At 63.1% G+C, this 21046-nt stretch carries 21 protein-coding genes and 2 pseudogenes; 5 read left to right on the forward strand and 18 right to left on the reverse strand.

Annotation, left to right across the window (positions count from 1 at the left end):
* Positions 1-43: 43 nt before the first annotated feature.
* The 6 genes from AC3ANQ_RS16920 to AC3ANQ_RS16945 all read right to left on the reverse strand — a co-directional run bounded on the left by AC3ANQ_RS16920 (position 44) and on the right by AC3ANQ_RS16945 (position 5899).
* Positions 44-1150 carry a BMP family lipoprotein gene (locus tag AC3ANQ_RS16920; protein WP_488302103.1) on the reverse strand — a complete coding sequence of 369 codons (1107 nt, stop codon included), beginning with the start codon at positions 1148-1150 and terminating at the stop codon, positions 44-46.
* A gap of 294 nt (positions 1151-1444) precedes the next feature.
* A complete protein-coding gene (locus AC3ANQ_RS16925) occupies positions 1445-2464 on the reverse strand; it encodes an NADP-dependent oxidoreductase (RefSeq protein WP_488302104.1) in 1020 nt (339 codons plus the stop codon).
* Positions 2461-2892 (reverse strand): organic hydroperoxide resistance protein, encoded by a 432-nt coding sequence (locus AC3ANQ_RS16930; RefSeq protein WP_488302105.1) that lies wholly within the window; start codon positions 2890-2892, stop codon positions 2461-2463. Before AC3ANQ_RS16930 ends, AC3ANQ_RS16925 begins: the two co-directional genes overlap by 4 nt.
* A 33-nt stretch (positions 2893-2925) precedes the next feature.
* Positions 2926-3360: a MarR family winged helix-turn-helix transcriptional regulator gene (locus tag AC3ANQ_RS16935; protein WP_488302106.1), complete on the reverse strand. Its 435-nt coding sequence runs from the start codon at positions 3358-3360 to the stop codon at positions 2926-2928.
* A gap of 127 nt (positions 3361-3487) precedes the next feature.
* Complete coding sequence (locus AC3ANQ_RS16940) at positions 3488-4687, reverse strand: amidohydrolase (RefSeq protein ID WP_488302107.1); 1200 nt, start codon at positions 4685-4687, stop codon at positions 3488-3490.
* A 78-nt stretch (positions 4688-4765) separates the two neighbouring features.
* Complete coding sequence (locus tag AC3ANQ_RS16945) at positions 4766-5899, reverse strand: mannose-1-phosphate guanylyltransferase (RefSeq protein ID WP_265978567.1); 1134 nt, start codon at positions 5897-5899, stop codon at positions 4766-4768.
* Between the two features lie 238 nt (positions 5900-6137).
* Between AC3ANQ_RS16945 and sdhC the strand changes: the two genes are divergently transcribed.
* The 5 genes and pseudogenes from sdhC to AC3ANQ_RS16970 all read left to right on the forward strand — a co-directional run bounded on the left by sdhC (position 6138) and on the right by AC3ANQ_RS16970 (position 10538).
* The gene (gene sdhC, locus AC3ANQ_RS16950; protein WP_268024339.1) at positions 6138-6518 is read left to right on the forward strand and encodes a succinate dehydrogenase, cytochrome b556 subunit; all 381 of its coding nucleotides are present in this window, start codon (positions 6138-6140) and stop codon (positions 6516-6518) included.
* A 3-nt stretch (positions 6519-6521) separates the two neighbouring features.
* Entirely contained in the window at positions 6522-6986 is a 465-nt protein-coding gene (locus AC3ANQ_RS16955) for a succinate dehydrogenase hydrophobic membrane anchor subunit (protein ID WP_488302108.1), read from the forward strand.
* Between the two features lie 93 nt (positions 6987-7079).
* Positions 7080-8879: a succinate dehydrogenase flavoprotein subunit gene (gene sdhA, locus AC3ANQ_RS16960; protein WP_488302109.1), complete on the forward strand. Its 1800-nt coding sequence runs from the start codon at positions 7080-7082 to the stop codon at positions 8877-8879.
* Positions 8879-9661 carry a succinate dehydrogenase iron-sulfur subunit gene (locus tag AC3ANQ_RS16965; RefSeq protein ID WP_268024345.1) on the forward strand — a complete coding sequence of 261 codons (783 nt, stop codon included), beginning with the start codon at positions 8879-8881 and terminating at the stop codon, positions 9659-9661. Before sdhA ends, AC3ANQ_RS16965 begins: the two co-directional genes overlap by 1 nt.
* A gap of 113 nt (positions 9662-9774) precedes the next feature.
* Positions 9775-10538: pseudogene (locus tag AC3ANQ_RS16970) on the forward strand (alpha/beta hydrolase family protein).
* A gap of 4 nt (positions 10539-10542) precedes the next feature.
* Here the strand turns inward: AC3ANQ_RS16970 and AC3ANQ_RS16975 are convergent.
* The 12 genes and pseudogenes from AC3ANQ_RS16975 to AC3ANQ_RS17030 all read right to left on the reverse strand — a co-directional run bounded on the left by AC3ANQ_RS16975 (position 10543) and on the right by AC3ANQ_RS17030 (position 21042).
* The gene (locus AC3ANQ_RS16975; protein ID WP_488302110.1) at positions 10543-11640 is read right to left on the reverse strand and encodes a YihY/virulence factor BrkB family protein; all 1098 of its coding nucleotides are present in this window, start codon (positions 11638-11640) and stop codon (positions 10543-10545) included.
* Entirely contained in the window at positions 11573-12253 is a 681-nt protein-coding gene (locus tag AC3ANQ_RS16980) for a 2'-5' RNA ligase family protein (protein WP_488302111.1), read from the reverse strand. Before AC3ANQ_RS16980 ends, AC3ANQ_RS16975 begins: the two co-directional genes overlap by 68 nt.
* Before the next feature lie 4 nt (positions 12254-12257).
* Positions 12258-13352: a tryptophan--tRNA ligase gene (gene trpS, locus AC3ANQ_RS16985; protein WP_488302112.1), complete on the reverse strand. Its 1095-nt coding sequence runs from the start codon at positions 13350-13352 to the stop codon at positions 12258-12260.
* A gap of 18 nt (positions 13353-13370) precedes the next feature.
* Positions 13371-14204, reverse strand: a complete 834-nt coding sequence (locus AC3ANQ_RS16990; protein WP_488302113.1) for an exodeoxyribonuclease III — start codon at positions 14202-14204, stop codon at positions 13371-13373.
* Between the two features lie 10 nt (positions 14205-14214).
* Positions 14215-14787 carry a hypothetical protein gene (locus AC3ANQ_RS16995; RefSeq protein WP_488302114.1) on the reverse strand — a complete coding sequence of 191 codons (573 nt, stop codon included), beginning with the start codon at positions 14785-14787 and terminating at the stop codon, positions 14215-14217.
* A gap of 65 nt (positions 14788-14852) precedes the next feature.
* Positions 14853-15686 carry an ABC transporter permease gene (locus AC3ANQ_RS17000; RefSeq protein ID WP_488302115.1) on the reverse strand — a complete coding sequence of 278 codons (834 nt, stop codon included), beginning with the start codon at positions 15684-15686 and terminating at the stop codon, positions 14853-14855.
* Positions 15683-16537, reverse strand: coding sequence for an ABC transporter permease (locus AC3ANQ_RS17005; RefSeq protein ID WP_488302116.1), 855 nt, complete (start codon positions 16535-16537; stop codon positions 15683-15685). The genes AC3ANQ_RS17000 and AC3ANQ_RS17005 overlap by 4 nt, the downstream gene beginning before the upstream one ends.
* Before the next feature lie 71 nt (positions 16538-16608).
* Positions 16609-17538, reverse strand: a pseudogene (locus tag AC3ANQ_RS17010) (ABC transporter ATP-binding protein).
* A 249-nt stretch (positions 17539-17787) separates the two neighbouring features.
* On the reverse strand, positions 17788-18087 hold the full coding sequence (locus AC3ANQ_RS17015; protein ID WP_488302117.1) for an SHOCT domain-containing protein: 300 nt from the start codon (positions 18085-18087) through the stop codon (positions 17788-17790).
* A gap of 133 nt (positions 18088-18220) precedes the next feature.
* Positions 18221-18886, reverse strand: a complete 666-nt coding sequence (locus AC3ANQ_RS17020) for a response regulator transcription factor (RefSeq protein WP_488302118.1) — start codon at positions 18884-18886, stop codon at positions 18221-18223.
* Positions 18883-20028, reverse strand: a complete 1146-nt coding sequence (locus tag AC3ANQ_RS17025) for a sensor histidine kinase (protein WP_488302119.1) — start codon at positions 20026-20028, stop codon at positions 18883-18885. Before AC3ANQ_RS17025 ends, AC3ANQ_RS17020 begins: the two co-directional genes overlap by 4 nt.
* Positions 20029-20130: 102 nt before the next feature.
* Positions 20131-21042 carry a bifunctional methylenetetrahydrofolate dehydrogenase/methenyltetrahydrofolate cyclohydrolase gene (locus AC3ANQ_RS17030; protein ID WP_488302120.1) on the reverse strand — a complete coding sequence of 304 codons (912 nt, stop codon included), beginning with the start codon at positions 21040-21042 and terminating at the stop codon, positions 20131-20133.
* Between the last annotated feature and the right edge of the window lie 4 nt (positions 21043-21046).

Here is a 21046-nt window from a genome sequence, read left to right on the forward strand (position 1 = left end):
AAACTCGGCTGAAGGGCAGCGCGGCGTGGTTTAGCCCGGACTATTACTTGGGGCTGGACTTTGATTGGACCTTCACTGCGCCGGAGATAATGTCCTTCTTCAGCTGGTCAAGATCGCTCTTCATGTCAGCCGGCACCGCGGAGTCGAGATCGTGGAACGGGGCAAGTGCCACGCCCCCGTTGTCGAGGGTTCCAACGTAGGGGCTGGGGTCGAACTTGCCGTCCTTGTCCGCCTTGATGACCGTTTCGACAGCAGTGGCCATGGTCTTCTGGACCGAGGTCAGGATGACCGACTTGTAGGCGGGTGCCGTCAGGTAGCCGTCCGAGTCGACCCAGATCAGCTTGGCGTCCGTGCCCTTTGCCTTGGCGTCAAGGATGGCACTGCCGGCGCCCGCACCAACGGGACCAGCGACTGGAAGGACGACGTCGGCGCCCTGATCCAGGAATCCCTGGGTGAGGACCTTGCCCTTGTCGACCTGCTTGAAGTCGCCTACGAACGTTCCGTCCTGCTTGTCCTTGTCCCAGCCAAGCAGCTGGACGGACTTGCCCTTCTTCTGGTTGTAGTACTTCACGCCGTCAGAGAAGCCGTCCATGAAGATACTCACGGTGGGAATGTTGAGACCACCGAACGTGGCAACCTTGCCCGTCTTGGAGGTACCTGCCGCCAGGTAGCCGGCCAGGAACGAGGCCTGGGCCGTGTCATAGACAATCGGTTTGACGTTCTTCGGGAAGGTGGGGTCCGAGTAGTCGATGATGGCGAAGTGGCTGTTCGGGTTTGCCGTGGCAATCGACTTGGTTGCATCCCCCAGGAGGAAGCCGACGGTAACCGTCAGCTTGCAGCCCTGCTGGACCATGGAACGAAGGTTGGGGTCGTAGTCCGTGTCGGCCTTGGACTGGACGTGCTTCTCCTGGATGGCAAGATCCTTGGCGGATGCCTGAAGGCCTTCATAACCTGACTGGTTGAACGACTTGTCGTCGAAGCCACCGGAGTCGGACACCATGCAAGCGGTGTAGTCCGACTTCGTGGCGCTGCCCGAGCTCGACGCAGACGGTGCGCTGCCGCAGCCTGCCAGCAAAAGAGTAGCGGCGCCCGCAGTTGCGACGCCTGCAAATGAACCGCGCTTCAGGGTGGCACGCAGTGATTGCTTCAATTTTCCTCCAGGAAGAAAGTGATTGATGCTACGACAGTTGGTCAATGAGTGTCCGTTTCGAAAACTCGAGGCTGAAATTCTGTTTTCACTGATGCTTCGCAGCACTGCGCCTGGGGCGCACTGATGCCACAACTTTAGTGGGATGGAACACACCCCGGTAACACAAAAGCCCAACAACCCTAAGATTGTTGGGCTTTTGTTACCAAGCAGTAGTGGAACTCCCAGCCAACGGTCCTACGATCCGGGCCGGAGCAGATGGGCCGTATCGCCCGGGGGTACGTCGCGCAGAGGTACTCAGTGCAGTCGGACCAGCATTTTGCCGGTGTTGGCCCCGTCAAGGAGATCAATGAAGGCCTTTGGCGCGTTTTCCAGCCCGTCTACGATCGTTTCGTCGTAGCGGACGGTTCCATCGGCGAGCCATCCGGCCATCTTCCCGGCAAACTCGGCGGCGTGCTGGCGCTGCCCACTGACGAGGAAGCCGCGGAGGGTCAGTTGCTTTCCAATGGCCACAGCCAGGTTGCGGGGGGCAGCTGCGGGTTCCTTGGAGTTGTACTGCGAGATCGCACCGCACATCGCCACGCGGCCGCCCACCGTGAGGACCGCGAGGGCAGCCTCAAGGTGCTCGCCGCCAACATTGTCAAAGTAGACGTCGATGCCACGCTCCCCCGCCGCCTCACGGAGTTGAGCCACCACTGGACCGTCGTGGTAGTCGAAGGCGGCGTCGAAGCCGAGTTCCAGCAAGCGCGCCACCTTCTTGGGGGAACCGGCACTGCCAATCACCTTCGAGGCGCCCATGGCCTTGGCGATCTGGCCCACGATCGAGCCGACGGCTCCTGCCGCGCCGGAAACGAAAACGACGTCGCCCGCTTTGAATTCGGCCACCTTGAGCAGCCCGGCATACGCCGTCAGTCCCGTCATGCCGAGTGCACCAAGGAACGCGGAGGTCGGCGCGAGGCCGGCCGGAACCGGCGTCACATGTGTGCCGTCCACCACGGAGAACTCGCGCCAGCCGAGCTGGTGCACGACGACGTCGCCCACCTTGTGCGCCTCGGAACGGGACGCGATCACCTCACCCACCGCGCCGCCGTCGAGCGCTTCATCGAGACGGAAAGGTGCCGAATAGGACTTCGCGTCATTCATGCGGCCGCGCATGTAGGGGTCAACCGACAAGTACTCGTTGCGGACCAGGATCTGGCCGTCCTGCAGTTCCGGCAGATCGGTCTCCGCCAGGCGGAAATTCTCCTGGACAGGACGCCCCTGCGGGCGGGATGCCAGCTGGATTTCGCGGGTGCGGCTGGGAAGGGCGGTGCTCACGCGGCCACCTCCACAAGCTTGATGTCGACGGCGATGTTGCCGCGGGTCGCGTTGGAGTAAGGGCAGATCTGGTGTGCCTTGGCCACGAGCTGCTCGGCAGTCTCCCGGTCGAGGGCCGGCAAGGCGATCTCAAGCTCGGCGGCAAGTCCGTATCCCTCGCGGCCTTCCAGGGCGCCGAAATGGATCTTGGCTGCCACGGCCGAATCGCTGAGATCCGCCCGCGCCTTGCGTCCTACCAGCCTGAGTGCCGAGTGGAAGCAGGCCGCGTATCCGGCTGCGAAAAGTTGCTCAGGGTTGGTGCCCTGGCCGTTTCCGCCCAGTTCCACCGGGCTGGCGAGTGCTACGTCCAGCTTGCCGTCGTTGGTGCGTGCATTGCCGTCACGGCCTTCACCGGAAGCAAGCGCCTCGGCTGTGTACAAAGTCTTCACTATGGTTCCTTTTCCTTCGGAGGGGATGGACGATCAGATGGCTGAATGGAGGGCGGCGGTGAGCCGGCCCAAGGTGTCGTGAAGCTGCGCGAGCTCGGCAGCGCTCAAGCCGGCGGCGGCGGCAAGGCGTTGCGGAACAGCCCCCGCCCGGGCACTGAGGGCCTGCCCGGCATCGCTCAGGTGGATCTCGACTCGCCGCTCGTCTTCGGCCGAACGCCGGCGCTCCACCAGGCCCAAGGCTTCAAGCCTCTTGAGCAGGGGTGACAACGTGCCCGAGTCAAGTCCGAGCTCGGTGCCCAGTTCCCGTACGCTTCGCGGCTCGTCTTCCCAAAGCACCAGCATCACGAGGTACTGCGGATACGTCAGCCCAAGCTCATCCAGCACCGGCCTGTAGACCGCCGTGGCCGCCTTCGATGCGGAGTAGAGGGCAAAACAGACCTGGTGGTTGAGACGGGGGGCTTCACTCATGGAAATAACGATAGCCCACAATTAGATTGTGCGCAACTCATTTGCCTAAAAGGTGAGCGCGAACTGGCAGCAGATGACCCCAACACCGGGGCAAAGGGGCATCTGCTGCCAGTTCGCGCTCGGACTTTTAGAGATCCCGGATGGTGCGCAATGCGGCGGCAGCCAGGACTTGGATGGCGAAGCCAAGGGCCCGTTCGTCCACAATGAAGTCACCCCTGTGGAGATCGTATTCTTCGCCGCCCGGCGTGTGGGTGCCGAGCCGCATCATGGCACCTGGCAGGTCGGCCAGGAACCAGGCGAAGTCCTCGCCGCCCATGGACTGGGGGGTCAGGACGACGGCGTGCTCACCGAGTTCAGCCCTGGCCGCGGCCTCGATGAGGGCAGTCTCGTGTTCCGAGTTGACCACGGGAGGGACCCCCCGCGTGTGCTCGAGGTGGACGTCCACCCCGTACGGCGCGGCAACTTGCTGGACGACGTCGTCTAACAACTCCCCTGCGCTATGCCATGCATCGCGGTCCAGGCAGCGCATGGTGCCGGCCATATAACCGTTGGCGGGGATGGCATTGGGCGCGGATCCTGCCGTGATCTGGCCCCACACCACCGAGACTCCGCTGCGGACATCCACGCGACGGGACAGCACGGCCGGGACGTTAATGGCGATCTGGGCCAGCGCGAAGACCAGGTCCTCGGTCAGATGCGGACGGGAAGTGTGGCCGCCACGTCCGGTCAGTTCGATTTTGATGGTGTCCGACGCTGAGGTGATCGCCCCGATCCGCGTGCCGATCTGGCCAACGTTGATGCGCGGATCACAGTGCAGCGCCAGAATCCGCGGGACACCCTGAAGGACGCCCTGCTCGATGCAGGACAACGCACCGCCGGGCATGGTTTCCTCGGCCGGTTGGAAGATGATGCGCACCGTGCCGCCCAGCGGCGATTCCTGGTGCATGGCGTGCAGCACCAAGGCGATTCCGAGCATGCTGGTGGTGTGGACGTCATGCCCGCAGGCGTGGGTCACGCCGTGGTTCTTCGACGCGAACGGAAGCCCGGTCTCCTCGATGATGGGGAGGGCATCGATATCACCGCGCAGCGCCGTGGCGATGGGCCCTTCGCCGACGTCGACCGTCAGGCCCGAGCCTTCCAGCCGTCGCGGCTCCAGTCCCGCGGCTTCAAGCCGCTCCACGAGCTTGTCCGTGGTGCGGAACTCCTTGAAGGACAGTTCCGGGTGCGCATGCAAATCCCGCCGGAATTCAAGGAGTTCCGGCAAAAGATCGTCAAGCCACGGCCTCACCACGGGAGTCGGCTCGGTTTCAGTAGTGAAATTGCGCACCTCACAACTCTAGCCATCCGCGCCCGTCGGATAACGAAAGGGGTCTCTTGGTTACGAACTGCGCCTCAAGCACTTTGTTTAGAGTACGTCGGTGTCCCCGCTGGCCTTGAGCGCGTCCACCGCTCCCTTGACGCGTTGAGCGTGCTCCTTGGTGGTGACAAGGAGGGCGTCCGGCGTGTCCACGATCACAACGTCCTTGATGCCGATAAGCGCGATCACACGCTTGGTATCTGAGACAACCACGCCGCTGGCGTTCTCGGTGAAGACACGTGCGCCTTCGCCGAGGACCGTCACTTCGTCGACGTCGCCTGCATTGTTGAGGCGGCCGATCGCAGCGAAGTCTCCGACGTCGTCCCAACGGAAGGTACCAGGTACGACGGCGACATCCCCGGCCGCTGCGGCAGGTTCTGCCACAGCGTAGTCAATGGCGATCTTGGGCAGCGTAGGCCACACGCGAGCCGTCACTTCATCGCGCTCCGGAGTGTCCCAGGCTTCCGCAATCTCCTGCAGACCGGCAAACAGGACCGGTTGGTTTGCTTCAAGATGCTTGAGCATGAGCGCCACCGGGGCGACGAACATTCCGGCGTTCCAGACGTAATCGCCGGTCTCGAGGTACTTCTTCGCAATGTCTTCGCTCGGCTTCTCGACGAATTCGATCACCGCATGCGCGTTCGGCGCGTCGTCGATGTTGAGCAAGTCACCGGTGCGGATGTAGCCGAACCCGGTTGACGGATGCGTCGGCTTAATGCCAATGGTGACGATCTTTCCGGCAGCAGCAGTGTGGATGGCCTCGCGCACAGTTTCCTGGAAGAGGTTGTCCGGGCTGATGACGTGGTCGGCTGCGAACGAACCCATGATGGTGTCCGGATCGCGACGGTACAGGATGGCGGCGGCGAGGCCGATCGCCGCTCCTGAGTCCTTCGGTTCACTTTCCAAGACCAACTCGTCGTCGCCCACTTCGGGAAGCTGGCGGCAGACAGCCGTCCGGTGCGCCACGCCCGTAACAACCAGGACCCGGTTGCCGGCCAGTGGTTCAAGCCGGTCGTATGTAGCCCGCAGGAGGGTGCTTCCCGAACCTGTGAGGTCGTGCAGGAATTTTGGCGCAGCAGCACGCGAAAGCGGCCACAGGCGCGTGCCCACTCCGCCGGCAGGAATAACCGCATGGAAGTGGCGCAATGGCGATTCGAGGCTCGCAGCGTTTTCTATACTCACCGCAACACCTTATCCGACACCCGCGCAAGTCCCACTTTGTGGTCTTCGTCTCACCCTCGCGGCGAAAAGACCGGAATTCAGGCGAACACCCGCAATCTCGTTACAAGAAGGGGCGCCTAAATTGAATAAGCTGTGAGCGAAGCCTAGATTTAGGCTGAGCTACGAGTGCTCTCGCAGCTGGCGTTCCCCCCGCATGGATCCCGTGCCAGCGCCGCTGTGTTGCAGGAAGGTTTATTCAGTGCCGACAAAACCAGCTGGCACCTTGTACCGCGGCCGTGAAGGCATGTGGTCCTGGGTTGGACATCGCATTACCGGTGTTGTGATCTTTTTCTTCTTGTTGGTCCATGTGCTGGACACCTCATTGGTGCGTGTGTCCCCGGAGGCCTATACGGCCGTCATCGGCGCCTACAAGAACCCCATCATGGCCCTCGGCGAAACGGGCCTCGTCGCAGCGATCGTTTTCCACGCCTTCAATGGCTTGCGCATCATCGCCGTTGACTTCTGGAAGAAGGGCGCCAAGTACCAGCGCCAGATGCTGTGGGTTGTCCTGGCACTCTGGCTGGTTACTTTCGCGGCGTTCGCTATCCGCCACCTGTCCCTCGCTCTGGGAGGCCACTAAGCCATGAGTACTGATATTCAGAATCCCCGCAGCGGAAAGATCGCCCCGCAGTACCGCCGCGGCACCGGTTCCAAGGGGAACTTCGAGATGCTCGCATGGCTGTTCATGCGGCTCTCCGGCGTCGTGCTCGTGGTGCTGATCTTCGGGCACCTCTTCGTGAACCTGCTGGTGGGAGAGGGCATCCACGCCATCGACTTCGGTTTCGTGGCTGGCAAGTGGGCAGACCCGTTCTGGCAGTTCTGGGACCTGGCCATGCTGTGGCTCGCGATGCTTCACGGCACCAACGGTGTCCGCACCATCATCAACGACTACGCCGAAAAGGACGCCACGCGCTTCTGGCTCAAGGTGGTCCTGTACGCGGCCAGCTTCGTCATCATCGTTCTGGGCACCCTGGTGATCTTCACGTTCAACCCGTGCCCCGTCGTCAACGGCGTTCAGCTGCCGGGCGGGTTCTGCCCGGCGCCGTAGCGGCTCCGCTGCACCGCCGGCAATGTCCGACAGTGCACAACACGCGGAGCAGGCTCCGCCGACCATCTGACTTAGAGAGAAAGAGCATCTGGTATGCAGGTCCACAAGTACGACGTCGTTATTGTCGGTGCCGGCGGCGCCGGCATGCGCGCCGCGATCGAATCCGGTCAGCGCGCACGCACCGCAGTACTGACCAAGCTCTACCCCACCCGTTCCCACACCGGTGCAGCCCAGGGTGGCATGTGTGCAGCCCTGGCCAACGTCGAAGAGGACAACTGGGAGTGGCACACGTTCGACACCATCAAGGGCGGCGACTACCTGGTTGACCAGGACGCAGCCGAGGTCATGGCGAAAGAAGCCATCGACGCCGTGCTGGACCTGGAAAAGATGGGCCTGCCGTTCAACCGCACGCCCGAGGGCCGCATTGACCAGCGCCGTTTCGGTGGGCACACCCGTGACCACGGCAAGGCTCCGGTTCGCCGCGCCTGCTATGCAGCTGACCGCACGGGCCACATGATCCTGCAGACGCTCTACCAAAACTGCGTCAAGCACAATGTTGAGTTCTACAACGAGTACTACGTCCTGGACCTGCTGCTCGTCGAAGAAGACGCAGTACGCGAAGACGGCACGCCGTACAAGCAGAAGCGGGTTGCCGGTGTTGTGTCCTACGACCTCGCATCCGGCGAACTCCACGTCTTCCAGGCGAAGTCCGTGGTCTTCGCCTCCGGCGGCGCCGGCAAGGTCTTCAAAACCACCTCCAACGCCCACACCCTGACCGGTGACGGCATGGGCATCGCTTTCCGCCGTGGCATCCCGCTGGAAGACATGGAGTTCTTCCAGTTCCACCCGACCGGCCTTGCAGGCCTGGGCATCCTCCTGACCGAAGGTGCACGTGGCGAAGGGGCTATCCTCCGCAACTCGGAGGGCGAACGCTTCATGGAGCGCTACGCCCCCACCATCAAGGACCTCGCCCCCCGCGACATCGTGGCCCGCGCCATGGCGAACGAAGTCCGCGAAGGCCGTGGTTGCGGCCCGAACAAGGACTACGTCCTCTTGGACCTGACCCACCTTGAGCCCGCGCACATCGAGGCCAAGCTGCCGGACATCACCGAGTTCGCCCGCACCTACCTGGGTGTGGAACCCTTCACGGAGCCTGTTCCCGTTTTCCCGACGGCGCACTACGCCATGGGCGGCATCCCTACGAACATCACCACCGAGGTGCTGCAGGACAACCAGACGATCGTGCCCGGCCTGTACGCCGCCGGCGAGGTTGCCTGCGTTTCGGTCCACGGCTCCAACCGCCTTGGCACGAACTCGCTCCTGGACATCAACGTCTTCGGCAAGCGTGCCGGCGTTGCCGCAGCGGAATACTCCAAGACTGCCGATTTCGTCGAGCTGCCGGAGGATCCCGAAGCACACACCCGCACCATGCTGTCCGGGCTGCTGGACGGCAACGGAACCGAGCGTGTTGCGCAGATCCGCAAGGAACTGCAGGAAACCATGGACACCAACATGCAGGTGTTCCGCACCAAAGAATCCTTGGAGCAGGTCCTCAGCGACATCGCCGAATTCGAAGCGCGCTACAAGAACGTGGTTGTCCAGGACAAGGGCAAACGCTTCAACCTGGATCTACTGGAGGCCGTTGAACTGGGCTTCCTCCTCGACATGGCGAAGGTCATGACGGTCGGTGCACTGCACCGTGAAGAGTCCCGCGGCGGCCACTACCGCGAGGACTTCCCGGACCGCGACGACGACAAGTTCATGAAGCACTCCATGGCTTACAAGGACAGCTCGGTCACCACCGAATCGTCAGCCGAATCCGTAGCGGGCATCCGTCTCGAGACCAAGCCCGTTGTCTTTACCCGTTACGAGCCAATGGAGCGTAAGTACTAATGACGACCGAAATGGCTGAGCCGGCCTCCAAGATCGAGCTTCCCGCAGGCATTGGCGGAGGTGGGGAAATTCCCACCTTCAACATCACCCTCCGCGTGCGTCGCTACAACCCGGAAGTCTCGGAAGAGGCCGCCTGGGAAGACCACCAGCTGACCATGTACGGCACGGACCGCGTGCTGGACGCCCTGCACAAGGTCAAGTGGGAGATTGACGGTTCGCTGTCCTTCCGTCGCTCTTGTGCGCACGGCATTTGTGGTTCCGATGCCATGCGTATCAACGGCCGCAACCGCCTCGCCTGCAAGACCCTGCTGAAGGACTTGGACACGTCCAAGCCCATCACTGTTGAGCCGATCAAGGGCCTCCCCGTGGAGAAGGACCTGATCGTGGACATGGAGCCGTTCTTCCAGTCCTTCCGTGAGGTCATGCCCTTCCTGATCAACAAGGGCCACGAGCCCACCAAGGAGCGGCTGCAGTCGGTCAAGGACCGTGAACGCTTTGACGACACCACCAAGTGCATCCTGTGCGCTGCGTGTACCTCGTCTTGCCCCGTGTTCTGGACGGACGGCCAGTACTTCGGTCCGGCCGCGATTGTGAACGCGCACCGCTTCATCTTCGATTCCCGTGACGACGCTGGCGACATGCGCCTGGAGATCCTCAACGACAAGGAAGGCGTGTGGCGTTGCCGCACCACCTTCAACTGCTCGGAGGCTTGCCCCCGTGGCATCCAGGTGACCCAGGCTATCGCCGAAGTCAAGCAGGCCATCCTGGCACGCAAGATCTAGTTTCCGAAGTTAGAGTACGACGACGGTGTCCCCCTTTGCGGGGTACGCCGTCGTCGTTGTTTAAGAGTCGTTCAGGAAAAGCCGGACAACTCGCAAAACGAAAGGCGGACAGGGTGTCCAAATCCATGAAGATCAGCTTCGAAGGCAGCACTGGAGATCTCCTGGCAGGAATCGTGGACGTGCCTGAGGGTCCGGTCCGGGGCTGGGGTGTGTTCTCCCATGGTCTGACCCTCGGCAAGGACAGCCCCTCTGCCTCGCGTATTTGCAAGGGCTTGGCGGACTTGGAGTTGGTATGCTTCGCTTCGACAACCTTGGGCTGGGCGACTCCGCCGGCGAATGGTCCGCGGGATCGTTCAGCGTGAAGGTGGCAGACACCATCCGCGCCGCCGGGTTCATGCGTGCGGAAGACAAGGAAATCTCCCTGCTTGTGGGCCACTCCTTCGGCGGGGCGGCTGTGCTGGCGGCTGCCCTCAGCCTTCCCGAGGTGCGTGCCGTTGCGACTGTGGGCGCCCCCTTCGAGCCCAAGCACGTGGAGCACATGTTCGACGCCGAAGTGAGCACGATCCTCAGCGAAGGCAGCGCAGAGGTCAACCTGGGCGGCAGGCGGATGGAAGTTCGCCGCCACTTTGTGGAAGACATTGAGCAGGCCGACCTCAGGGACTGCATCCGTACCCTGCACAGACCCCTCATGGTCCTGCACTCCCCCACGGACAACACCGTGGGCATTGACAATGCCAGTGAGATCTTCCAAGCGGCACGGCACCCGCGGAGCTTTGTTTCGCTCGAAGGCAGCGACCACCTGCTGACGGGTAAGGGACAGGCGGCCCGGGTTGCCCGGATCATCTCAGCCTGGGCCGGGCAGTACCTCGGCGACTAGCGCCTTACTTTCCCTTCGCGGGGAAGGAATGGATCGGAAGGTGCCGCGATCCGAGGGCGGCCTTGCGGTGGGACTCGTGTGCGTCCCCGTCCGCCTCCCTGATGGCCGACCACGCGGCGGACACCAGATAGACCTGGCTGACCAGGTTGAACCAGATGAGAAGCCCGATGATGATGGCGAAGGGCGCGAGGACAGGGTTCTGGCCCGCGCGCGCCAGCAACTCGGTGCTAAAGACTTGGAGCACGGTAGTGCCCACCGCCGCGATGATGGTTCCCTCAATGAAGGCCTGCCGCCCCAGCGGAAGGCTCCCCGCAAGCCGGAAGAGGATGGCCGCCGTCGCCCAGTTCAGCAGCAACGGCACCACCAGCTTGACGATGCCAATCACGGGTCCCGCGATGCCTTCATCCATGCCGAGGAGGCCAATCACCCAGCTGGCGGCCGTTCCAAAGACCAGGGAGACGCCTGCGCTCAGGACCAGCGCCGCGCCAAGCAACAGGAGCGTCCCGGCGTCGAACAATTTAGCCAGGACCGGGTTGCGGGGCAGCGGCGGCAATCCCATGACCCCACGCAGACCCTCGCGGACGCTCGCGATCCAGCCCAAAGAAGTAAACACGGTGACTACTGCGGCGATGACCGCCGTCCAGCCCAGGCCATTCGGATTGAGCAGGTCATGCGGATTGACCAGGCCCTCGCCGCCGTCCACCTTCAAGAGCCCCGGCGCACTCTTGGAGATGTTCGCAATGATGGCGTCCGCCAAGAAAGGCTGGCCGCTCAGGACGAGGCCTGCAATGGAAAATCCGGTGGTCAGCAACCCGGTGATGGAGAAGAACATCGTGAACCCGATGCCGGCGCTCATGAGCGGCCCGTGGCGCAGCGAGTAGTGTTGCCACGCCCGCGTGGGCCGGAAGGTGTTCAGCCGGGCAAGGAACAGCTGTACGAAGGCCATCAGCTTCGCCACAGTGCCGGCGTTGGAGCGCCGGGTATGGCCCCAATCGAGCCTGCGATGGATGAGTTGCAACTTGAGTTTGGCGAGCTCAGTTGGTTGAGGGGGAATCTCCGCTGCTGGCTGTGCTTTCCCGCGCTTGATCTGTGTCGCCGCCAAAATCGAGCTCTTCCCGTAGCTGCCAGATGCCGTTGTTGTCGTGCTCGTAAAGTCCCATGCTAACCACAGGGAAGGTGGCGGTGTAGTTCTTGAGCACCGTTTCGGCCTCATCCAGACTTTCGGGAGCGACGTCGTGGGCTACCGTCACGTGGGGGTGGTAAGGGAAAGGAAGATCCCGTTCCAGTGGCCCGGTCTGCAGTTGTTCATGCAGGCCCACACACTCCGTGAAACCGTCTTCGACGTTCAGGAATACCACAGGGGACACGGGACGGAAGGAGCCCGTGCCGGAAATCGTGATTTTGAACGGCGCCTGACGCCGGGCGACCTCCCGAACATGCTCCCGCGTAGCTTCCCAATCCCGCGCAGGCGTGGTGGTGACCAGCGTGATGTGGGCAGGGATGGCCTCGGCCATGGGATCACCGAAGGAGGCACGCCATTGCTGCAGCTCCTGCGCCACATCCGGAGGGAAACCCAGGATGACGCCCACGCACATGCTGTCGCCGCACGCGCCGGCAGACTGGCTTGCAGCTGTGTCCGGGCGGGCATCAGGGACCCGGCCGGCTCCCCTTGCAGGGGAGCCGGCCTTGACGCTGAGCTTGCCAGCTGCGCACATGGTTTTAGCGGATTCCTGGCGCTCCGCCGTAAGGCAGGAAGCCCACCTTGGCGTAGACGTCGGCAAGGGTGGCCGAGGCGATCTCGCGGGCTTTGTCCGCCCCATGGGCCAGGAGCCGATCGAGCTCGGCCGGGTCTGCCAGCAGCTCGTTGGCGCGGTCCCGGATAGGTCCGAGGTGCCCGGCGACGAGTTCGGCGAGATCGACCTTCAGGTGGCCGTACATCTTGCCCTGGTAATCCGCGACGATCTTTTCCACCGGCTGTCCGCTGATGGATGAGTAAATGCTCAGCAGGTTGGACACACCGGGCTTGGCTTCACGGTCGAAACGGATTTCCGTCTCGGTGTCCGTGACCGCCGACTTGATGCGCTTGGCCGTGACCTTCGGGTCATCCAGCAGATTGATCAAACCAGCCGGCGACTCCGCGGACTTGGACATCTTCGCCGTGGGGTGCTGGAGATCGTAGATCTTGGCCGATTCCTTCTGGATGAAGGCCTGCGGCACCTGGAACGTCTCGCCAAAGCGGCTGTTGAAACGCTGGGCGAGATCGCGGCTGAGCTCAATGTGCTGCCGCTGGTCCTCGCCCACGGGTACTCCGTGCGGCTGGTACAGCAGGATGTCGGCTGCCTGCAGGATCGGGTACGTGAAGAGCCCGACGCTGGCGTGGTCCGAACCGTGTTGCTGGGACTTGTCCTTGAACTGGATCATCCGCGCAGCTTCGCCGAAGCCGGTGATGCACCCCAGGACCCAGGCGAGCTGGGCGTGTTCAGGAACCTGGGACTGGACGAACAGGGTGCACTTGTTGACGTCTACTCCGCCGGCGATGTACTGCGCAGCAGTGACGCGCGTACGGCGTGCCAGCTCGGCGGGGTCCTGCGGCACCGTGATGGCGTGCAGGTCCGGGATGAAGAAAATGGCGTCATACTCGTCCTGCATGCGGACCCAGTTGACCAAGGCACCGAGATAGTTCCCCAGATGGAGGGAGTCGGCAGATGGCTGCATGCCGGACAGCACACGGTGCTTGGCTCCGGCAGCCAGTTTGGTGGATGTTGCCATGGTTGCGGCCGCAGCGGGTTCTGTTGTTGTTGTGGAACTGGTCATGGGGAAACTTTCGAAAGCTTAGAGCTGGTAGTCGACTACCAGCGGTGCGTGGTCGGAGAAACGGGTGTCCCACGACGGCGCCCGGTCCACGACGGCCGAAAGAGCAGCTGCCGCGAGTCCGGGAGTGGCCATGTGGTAGTCGATGCGCCAGCCAGTGTCAGTGTCAAAGGCCTTACCGCGCTGGGACCACCAGGTGTAGGGGCCATCGACATTTCCTGCCAGGCCCCTGTGGACATCCCTCCATCCGATCTCGTCGCCAAAGAAGCGGTCGAAGTACGCACGTTCTTCAGGAAGGAAGCCGGCACGCTTGGTGTTGCCCTTCCAATTCCTGATGTCGAGTTCAGTGTGGCCCACGTTGAGGTCGCCAACCACCAGGGCATGCTCACTGTGCTTGGCAAGCTCCGGGAGCCGCGTGATCATGACGTCCAGGAAGCGGTACTTGTCCACCTGTTTGGGGGTATCTACCTCGCCGGAGTGCACATAGGCACTGACGACGGTCAGGGTAGTGTCCTTGCCGCCGCCGTCTCGAACGACGTAATCGGCCTCCACCCAGCGTCCAGTGGTGGCAAAGTAATCATCGCCGATACCCACACGGGTGGCCGTGGGTTCCTGACGGGAGGCAATCGCTACGCCCGCGCGGCCCTTGGCCTCGGCTTCGGCGTGGAGGATGTGCCAGCCTTCGCCGATGAGCTGCTGAACCACCTCATCAGGCGCGCGGACCTCCTGCAGGCACAGGATGTCGACGTCGCGCGGTTCCAGCCACTCCGCCATGCCCTTCTTATAGGCGGCGCGAATGCCGTTGACGTTGACCGTTGCGATGCGAAGGAAGTCCTTCTTCAATGCCGAGCTCACCCCGCCTACTCTAGTCGATGATGGTGCCCGAGACGGGCTCGTCGCCGCCACCGGAGGACTTGATCATGTCCCGGGCGTTGCTTGACGTGATGGCGATGGTCTCCAAGGCGCGGTTGATGGTGTCTTCATCTGCAGATTCGCCCTTGGCGCGTTCCGCCTCCACCACGCGAACCTGCACCTGCACAATCTTGAACGAGTGGTCCAGTTTGAGGTCGCGGATTTCATCCGATTCGCTGCGTTCCGAGACCACGCGTGTGCCGCCGTGGTCCGCGCTCGACGACGACGGCGCCCGGCCGGTTGCCGCGTTGAACGCGTTCTGCGCTTCGGTGAGTTTTTCCCCAGCCCGCTTGGCAGCCCTCTGGATGCTGAAGACCACGAAAGCGGCCAGGGCGAGCCAGCCGAAGGAAACAACGGCGACGATCCAACCCACCACGTCGTTCTGGTTTGCAGCGAAGATCACGGCCACCAGGAAAGCGATGAGCACCACCGTCATGCCCAGTCCACCGATGCGGAAGCCCTTGAAAGGGCTCTTGGCGGAAGCGGACGGGGGAACAGATGGCGGGGAGTCGCCGAGAGATTGCATGCACCCATTGTCGCAAACTCCGCAGGACGAGCCAGCCGCTTCCACCCCCGGCGAACAGCCTGGTTCTATTTGAGGAAGAGCTTGCGCAGCCGTCCCGTGGTGAGCATGATGCCGAGCGCGATCATCACAAGATAGTAGGCGATATGGACTGCCGTGGCCGGACTGAAGGAACCAATGCTGATCTGCCGCAGGAGCTCCACGCCATGCCACAGGGGCATCGCCTGGATGAGCCACTGAATGTACTGCGGATAGACGGTTATCGGGTAGAACGTCGCGCTGAACAGGAACATGGGCAGCATGAAGAAGTTGATCCAGTCCATCTGCTGGAAAGTCTTCATGAAGCTCGTGATGCCCATGCCGAAGCTTGCAAAGCCGAAAGCAATCAGCACGGACGCCGGGATGACCAGGATGGCCCAGGGCGTCGTGATGAGGCCCATGACGGCCATGACCGCGGTGAAGCCCGTCGCGTACAGGAGTCCACGAAGCAAGGCGAGGAAAATCTCTCCGATGGCCACATCCAAAGGCCCGAGGGAGGTGTAGAGCATGCCTTGGTACAGCTTGGCGAAGTTCATCTTGAAGAAGACGTTCCATGTGGAGTCGTAGACTGCGCCGTTCATGGCGGACACCGCCAGAAGCGCGGGCGCAATGTAGGCCGCGTAACTGATTTCCTGGCCACCAGGACCGGCCACGGTGCCTACAATCGGGCCCAGCCCCACGCCCATGGAGATCAGGTACAGCACCGGTTCGAAGAACCCAGACACCAGGATTAGCCAGGTACTGCTTTTCGCCGCCATGAGGCCCCGGGCCACAACAGCAAGCGCATTGCGGGAATACAGCGGGCCGAACGTTCGCTCGCGGGCTGCTTCTGTGGCGCTGTGGCCCCCGGTCAGGGTGCTCATGCCCCCATCCTCCTAACGAACTGCCGCCGTGTCAGCGTCCAACCGGCGGCAGCTGCCCCAACAAGGAACAAGACGTGGGTCAGGGTCAACACGGGGCTCTCCTCGAGTCCGTAGGTGAAGACGCGCCCCAACTGCGTGCCGTGCCACACCGGCGAGATCCAGCCGATCCAGCGCACCCCCAGCGGCAGCGAGTCCAGCGGGAAGAAGGTCCCCGAAAACAGGAACAACGGCACCACGATGAACCGCTGCACCAAGGCGAACTGGCCGGAGTCTTTGGTGATGCTCGAGGCATAGGCCATGAGAGGCAGCCCGAAGGACAATCCGGCCACCGTGGCAACCACCGCCGACACCCACCCCCAAGGACTCGGCGAGGCGCCGAAGATGGCCACGATGACGAAGTAGACCACGGATTGCACAAGGAACTTCAGAGTGCTGGCCATGATGTGGCCCGCGGCAATCTGCTGCGGAACGAGCGGCGAAGCGTGCGGCCCGTAGAACACTCGGCGCCACTTGAAGCCGTCCATGATCGGGTAGGAGAAGTCCCCCGACGCCGTCATCACCGCGGATGAGACGAGCAATGCCGGCGCAATGAACGCAAGGTAGCTCACACCGCCGAACACCGCCGTACCGTTCGCGTCCACCAGGCTCGCCAGCCCGATGCCCATGGCAAACAGGTATGCCACCGGCTGCCCCACGCTGTAGAGGAACACGGACCAGCCGTAACCACGCATCACACGAAGGACCTGCTCGGCGTAGAAGAACGATCCCCAGCGCCGCGCCCGGCTGGCCGAGACTGCCGGCGAGTGCGCGCGCAAGGGATGGTCCGCCGTCGGGAGCTGTGCGTCAGCCATGCGTCCTCCCACTCAACTGCTGTCCGCTAGTCAACTGTCGGCTGATCAACTGTCGGCTAATCAACTGTCGGTTAATCAACAAGGCTCCGTCCGGTCAGCCGGAGGAAGACGTCCTCCAGCGAAGAACGCCGCACCAGCGAGGTCAGGGGGCGGAGCCGGCGTGCGGAGACTTGCTCCAAGGCCGATTCGCCGTCGTCCGCGTAGACGAGCACACGATCCGGCAGGGTCTCCACCCGTTCTCCGACGCCTTCGAGTTCGACGCCGATCGTGGCATTGCGTTCCGAGCCGAAGCGGAGCTCTAAAACCTCGCGCGTCGAATATTCGCGGATGAGGCTGGCCGGCGAGCCTTCGGCCATGATCCGGCCTTTGTCCACCACGATCAGCCGGTCGCAAAGCTGTTCGGCCTCATCCATGTAATGCGTGGTGAGGATCAGCGTGACACCTTGTTCCTTCAGCCTGAACAGCCGGTCCCAGAGGATGTGCCGGGCCTGGGGATCCAATCCTGTGGTGGGCTCATCCAGAAGCAGGATCTTGGGCTCGTTGATCAGCGAGCGGGCGATCGTGAGGCGCCGTTTCATCCCGCCCGAGAGGGCATCGACCCTGGACTTGGCTTTGTCTGTCAGCTGGGCGAACTCGAGCAGTTCATCGGCCTTCGGACGCAAGTAGCTCAAAGGCAGGCCGAAGTAGCGCCCATAGACAATCAGGTTTTCACGGACCTTCAGTTCCTCGTCGAGGTTGTCCTGCTGGGGCACCACTCCCAAGTGCGCACGGACTTCCGGCCCGTGGGTTTCCGGGTCCAGGCCCATGATGCTGAGCTTCCCGGACGTGCGCTAGGAGACGCCGCCAATCATTTTCATGGTGGTCGATTTGCCGGCGCCGTTCGGGCCAAGCAGGCCGAAGGACTCCCCTGCCGAGACTTCGAAGGAGATACCGTCGACGGCTGTGAGCTCGCCGTAGGCCTTGGTGAGGTTTTCGGCTGTGATGACTGCGGGTGGGTTCATCTGGAAGCTGGCTGACGTGGAGAAAGAGCGGGTGGCTTCATTGTGCACCCCAGCAGACTAGTAGAGCCAAGGAATACGTGAAAGAGGTATTCCGCAATTTTCTGGAATAACCCGGGTCCCGGCTCGCCCGAGGAAACCAAACTGCGGAGGATTCTGCTGGATCACTCCAAGCATCAGGCCCTGGAACCGCATGATTCCAAGGCTTGATGGTTTATCAAGGCGACTGATCCAGCAGAATCCGCCGGTCCCTCACTTCGTGGGATGTACCCGCAGCACTTCGAGGCGTTGGCGGTACTCGGTCTCATCGATTTCGCCACGTGCGTAGCGCTCCCTCAGTACGCTTTCGGCGCCCTGGGTTGCGGCCCAGTAGTGGTTCCGGCGCCACATGCGGCGGCCAAAGAAAATGAAGAAGCCGATAACCAGGATCCAAAACAACGGAATCAGGAGGAAAAATGGCCAGAAGACGAATCCGTCCCCCGGTCCATGGACGACGTCGGCGGGAAGTTGCGCGGCCGCGGCGCCGATGGTGGTGCTCAGTGATGTCAACATGTCCAGTCCAAACTCTCAACAGGCCGTATCTCGGCTCTGTTTCCAGTCTGGTTTTTCGCCCATCCAAACGCGTCGGCCACCGGGAGTCACTTGCGTCCGCCCGCCTACTCCCCCGGGAGACTGCGCGGAGCGGCTAGCTGCTCCAGCCGGGCCGGACCAAACCGGATTCGTAAGCCAGGACCACCAATTGCGCCCGGTCCCGCACCAGCAATTTTGTCATGATGCGGGAAACGTGCGTCTTGGCCGTCAGAGGGGTGATGAACAGCCGCTCGGCGATCTCGGCGTTGTTCAAGCCTTCGCCCACCAGCGCCAGGACTTCCCGTTCGCGTTCGGTGATCTGGTCCAAGGGAACTGTCTTGGACACCGCCTTGCTGTGAAGGGCCAGCTGGGCCATGATGCGACGGGTCACCGACGGCGAAAGGAGGGCGTCGCCGTCGTGCACCACCCGCACGGCGCGGATCAGCTCCTCCGGTTCGGTGTCCTTGACGAGGAAGCCGGCCGCACCGGCGCGCACAGCCTCGGCAATGTATTCGTCCAGTTCGAACGTGGTGAGGATGATGATGCGGGTGTGCGCAAGGCGAGGGTCAGCCAGTATTTGCCGGGTTGCGGCCAGCCCGTCGCCATCGGGCATGCGGATGTCCATGAGGATGACGTCGGGTGATTCACGCGCGGCCAGCCTGACCGCGTCCTTGCCGGTACCCGCCTCCGCCACCACTTCCATGTCCGGTTCAGCATCCAGGAGCGCCCGGAATCCCGCCCGGATAAGAGTCTGGTCATCGGCAAGCAGCAAGCGGATCATGGCCGGTGTTCTCCTTGGGTAAGGTTCAGCGGAAGTATCGCTTCGACGCGCAGCCCGGGATCCAGCGGCGTCAAGCCAAGCGTGCCGCCGAGAGCCTGGACACGCTCGTGCATGCCTGTCAGCCCGTTGCCGGCGGCCGCTCCCCGCATGCCTGCACCGTCGTCGTCGATCCTCACCTTGAGCGCGTTCCCCGCTAATTCCAGAAGTACGACGGTGGACGCCGCGCCTGAGTGCCTGCGCACGTTGCTCAGTGCTTCCTGGACAATCCGGTAAGCCGTTTCCTGCTGTGCTGTGCCCAGGTGTTCCGGGCCTACTCGTTCCGGGTCTACGGAGTTCTCGAACCGCACCTCCAGGCCGCCGCGCCGTGCGTCCTCCACGAGTTCCGGGATCCGCGCCAAACTTGGCGGTGCCGCAGGACTCAACGGAGCGTCGTCGCGCAGTACGCCAAGGAGCTGACGGACCTCGGCCAAGGACTCCTTGCTCGCCGCCTTGATGGCTTCCAGCGCCGGGCGGAGCTTCTCGGGATCGTTGGCGCCCAGGTGGAGCGCCACGGAGGCTTGGACGTTGATCATCGACAGGGAGTGGGCCACCACATCGTGGATATCGCGGGCGAGCGTGAGCCGATATTCGTCCCGTTCGGCTTGTTTCGCGGCTTCGCGCCGGCGCCGGTATTCGGCCATCCGTTCGCCCCGCCGCCTGAAGCCTTCACCGATCAGGACAAGGATCGCCACCCACGCGATGCCGGCGGATGCCCGGACAAGCCCGGTCTCGCCTCCCGTCAGGACCGAGAACAGCACGACGGCGACAGCGCAGATCCCTGCCCCAAGCCACGCCTGCCAGCGCAGCCCCGCAGCCGCCGTCAGGATGATGGACAGAGCCAGGGACAGCACGATCGGACCCCAGGCGTAACCGAGGAGCACATAGCTGAAAGTGGCCGCCAAGGTGACCGGAAGCATGACCACGGGCCTGCTGGACCGGAAAGCCAGGGCCGCGGGTCCCGCCAGCAACAGGATGAAGGCCAGGGGGTCCAAGGGGCGCAGCGCAACCTGGTGGCCCGCCGAAAAGACGGTCCCCAGGACTTGGATAAAGGCCACCGCGATCACGATGAAACTCGTAGGGGGACCCTGGAAACGCCGCTGCATGCTCCGAGCCTAACCGCGGCGGGCTCCGGCGTCGTCGGGTTAACGATGTAGGACGCCTACTCCCGAGGGAGTAGGCGTCCTAAACGGCGGTGGGGAGCAAAATCAGGCGACGCCGGAGATGCTTCCCGCTGCCAATTGGCGTTCCGCGGCTTCGACCACGTTGGTCATGAGCAGCGCCACGGTCATGGGACCGACGCCGCCGGGGTTCGGCGAAATCCAGCCGGCTACATCGGCAACGGCGGGATCGATGTCGCCGTGGACCTTGCTCTTGCCCGTCTCAGGGTCGGTTTCACGGGTTACACCGACGTCGAGCACGGCCGCGCCCGGCTTCACGTCCGCAGCCTTGACGATGTGCTTGGCACCCGCAGCGCCCACAATCACGTCCGCCTGCCGCAGCAGCTCCGAGAGGTTCTTGGTGCCGGTGTGCGTCAGCGTCACGGTGGCGTTCACGGCCCGCCGGGTGAGCAGCAGGCCGATCGAGCGGCCGATCGTGACGCCGCGGCCCACCACCACAACGTGCTTGCCGGCGAGGCTGTAGCCGTTGCGCTCCAGGAGCTCGATGACGCCGCGGGGCGTGCACGGCAACGGCGAGGTGATCTCTCCGTTGACGTTGAGCACCAGCCGGCCCAGGTTGGTCGGGTGCAGGCCGTCAGCATCCTTGGCGGGGTCGATCCGCTCGAGGATCGCGTCGGTGTCCAGGTGTTTGGGCAGCGGCAGCTGCACGATGTAGCCGTGGCAGGCGGGGTCCGCATTGAGTTCGTCAATGAGGGCCTCAACCTGGGCCTGGGTGGCATCCGCCGGAAGCTCACGCTGGATCGAGTTCATCCCGATCTCCACAGACTGCTTGTGCTTCATGGACACGTAAAGCTGCGAAGCAGGGTCCGCGCCTACGAGCACAGTGGCAATGCCCGGAGTTACGCCGCGGGCCTTCAGGGCAGCGACGCGCTCAGTGAGCTCAGATTTGATGGCGGCGGCGGCGGCCTTGCCGTCAAGGATCTTCGCGGTCTGCGCCATGGAC

The sequence above is a fragment of the Arthrobacter sp. DMZ02-1R genome (assembly GCF_057747935.1).

What these genes read in the sequence shown, in the direction of transcription:
- AC3ANQ_RS16935 (WP_488302106.1), bottom strand. Translation starts at nt 3,360, where the DNA reads ATGAGTGAAGCCCCCCGTCTCAACCACCAGGTCTGTTTTGCCCTCTAC.
- AC3ANQ_RS16955 (WP_488302108.1), top strand. Translation starts at nt 6,522, where the DNA reads ATGAGTACTGATATTCAGAATCCCCGCAGCGGAAAGATCGCCCCGCAG.
- sdhA (WP_488302109.1), top strand. Translation starts at nt 7,080, where the DNA reads ATGCAGGTCCACAAGTACGACGTCGTTATTGTCGGTGCCGGCGGCGCC.
- AC3ANQ_RS16965 (WP_268024345.1), top strand. Translation starts at nt 8,879, where the DNA reads ATGACGACCGAAATGGCTGAGCCGGCCTCCAAGATCGAGCTTCCCGCA.
- AC3ANQ_RS16980 (WP_488302111.1), bottom strand. Translation starts at nt 12,253, where the DNA reads ATGTGCGCAGCTGGCAAGCTCAGCGTCAAGGCCGGCTCCCCTGCAAGG.
- trpS (WP_488302112.1), bottom strand. Translation starts at nt 13,352, where the DNA reads ATGACCAGTTCCACAACAACAACAGAACCCGCTGCGGCCGCAACCATG.
- AC3ANQ_RS16995 (WP_488302114.1), bottom strand. Translation starts at nt 14,787, where the DNA reads ATGCAATCTCTCGGCGACTCCCCGCCATCTGTTCCCCCGTCCGCTTCC.
- AC3ANQ_RS17000 (WP_488302115.1), bottom strand. Translation starts at nt 15,686, where the DNA reads ATGAGCACCCTGACCGGGGGCCACAGCGCCACAGAAGCAGCCCGCGAG.
- AC3ANQ_RS17005 (WP_488302116.1), bottom strand. Translation starts at nt 16,537, where the DNA reads ATGGCTGACGCACAGCTCCCGACGGCGGACCATCCCTTGCGCGCGCAC.
- AC3ANQ_RS17015 (WP_488302117.1), bottom strand. Translation starts at nt 18,087, where the DNA reads ATGTTGACATCACTGAGCACCACCATCGGCGCCGCGGCCGCGCAACTT.
- AC3ANQ_RS17020 (WP_488302118.1), bottom strand. Translation starts at nt 18,886, where the DNA reads ATGATCCGCTTGCTGCTTGCCGATGACCAGACTCTTATCCGGGCGGGA.
- AC3ANQ_RS17025 (WP_488302119.1), bottom strand. Translation starts at nt 20,028, where the DNA reads ATGCAGCGGCGTTTCCAGGGTCCCCCTACGAGTTTCATCGTGATCGCG.
- AC3ANQ_RS17030 (WP_488302120.1), bottom strand. Translation starts at nt 21,042, where the DNA reads ATGGCGCAGACCGCGAAGATCCTTGACGGCAAGGCCGCCGCCGCCGCC.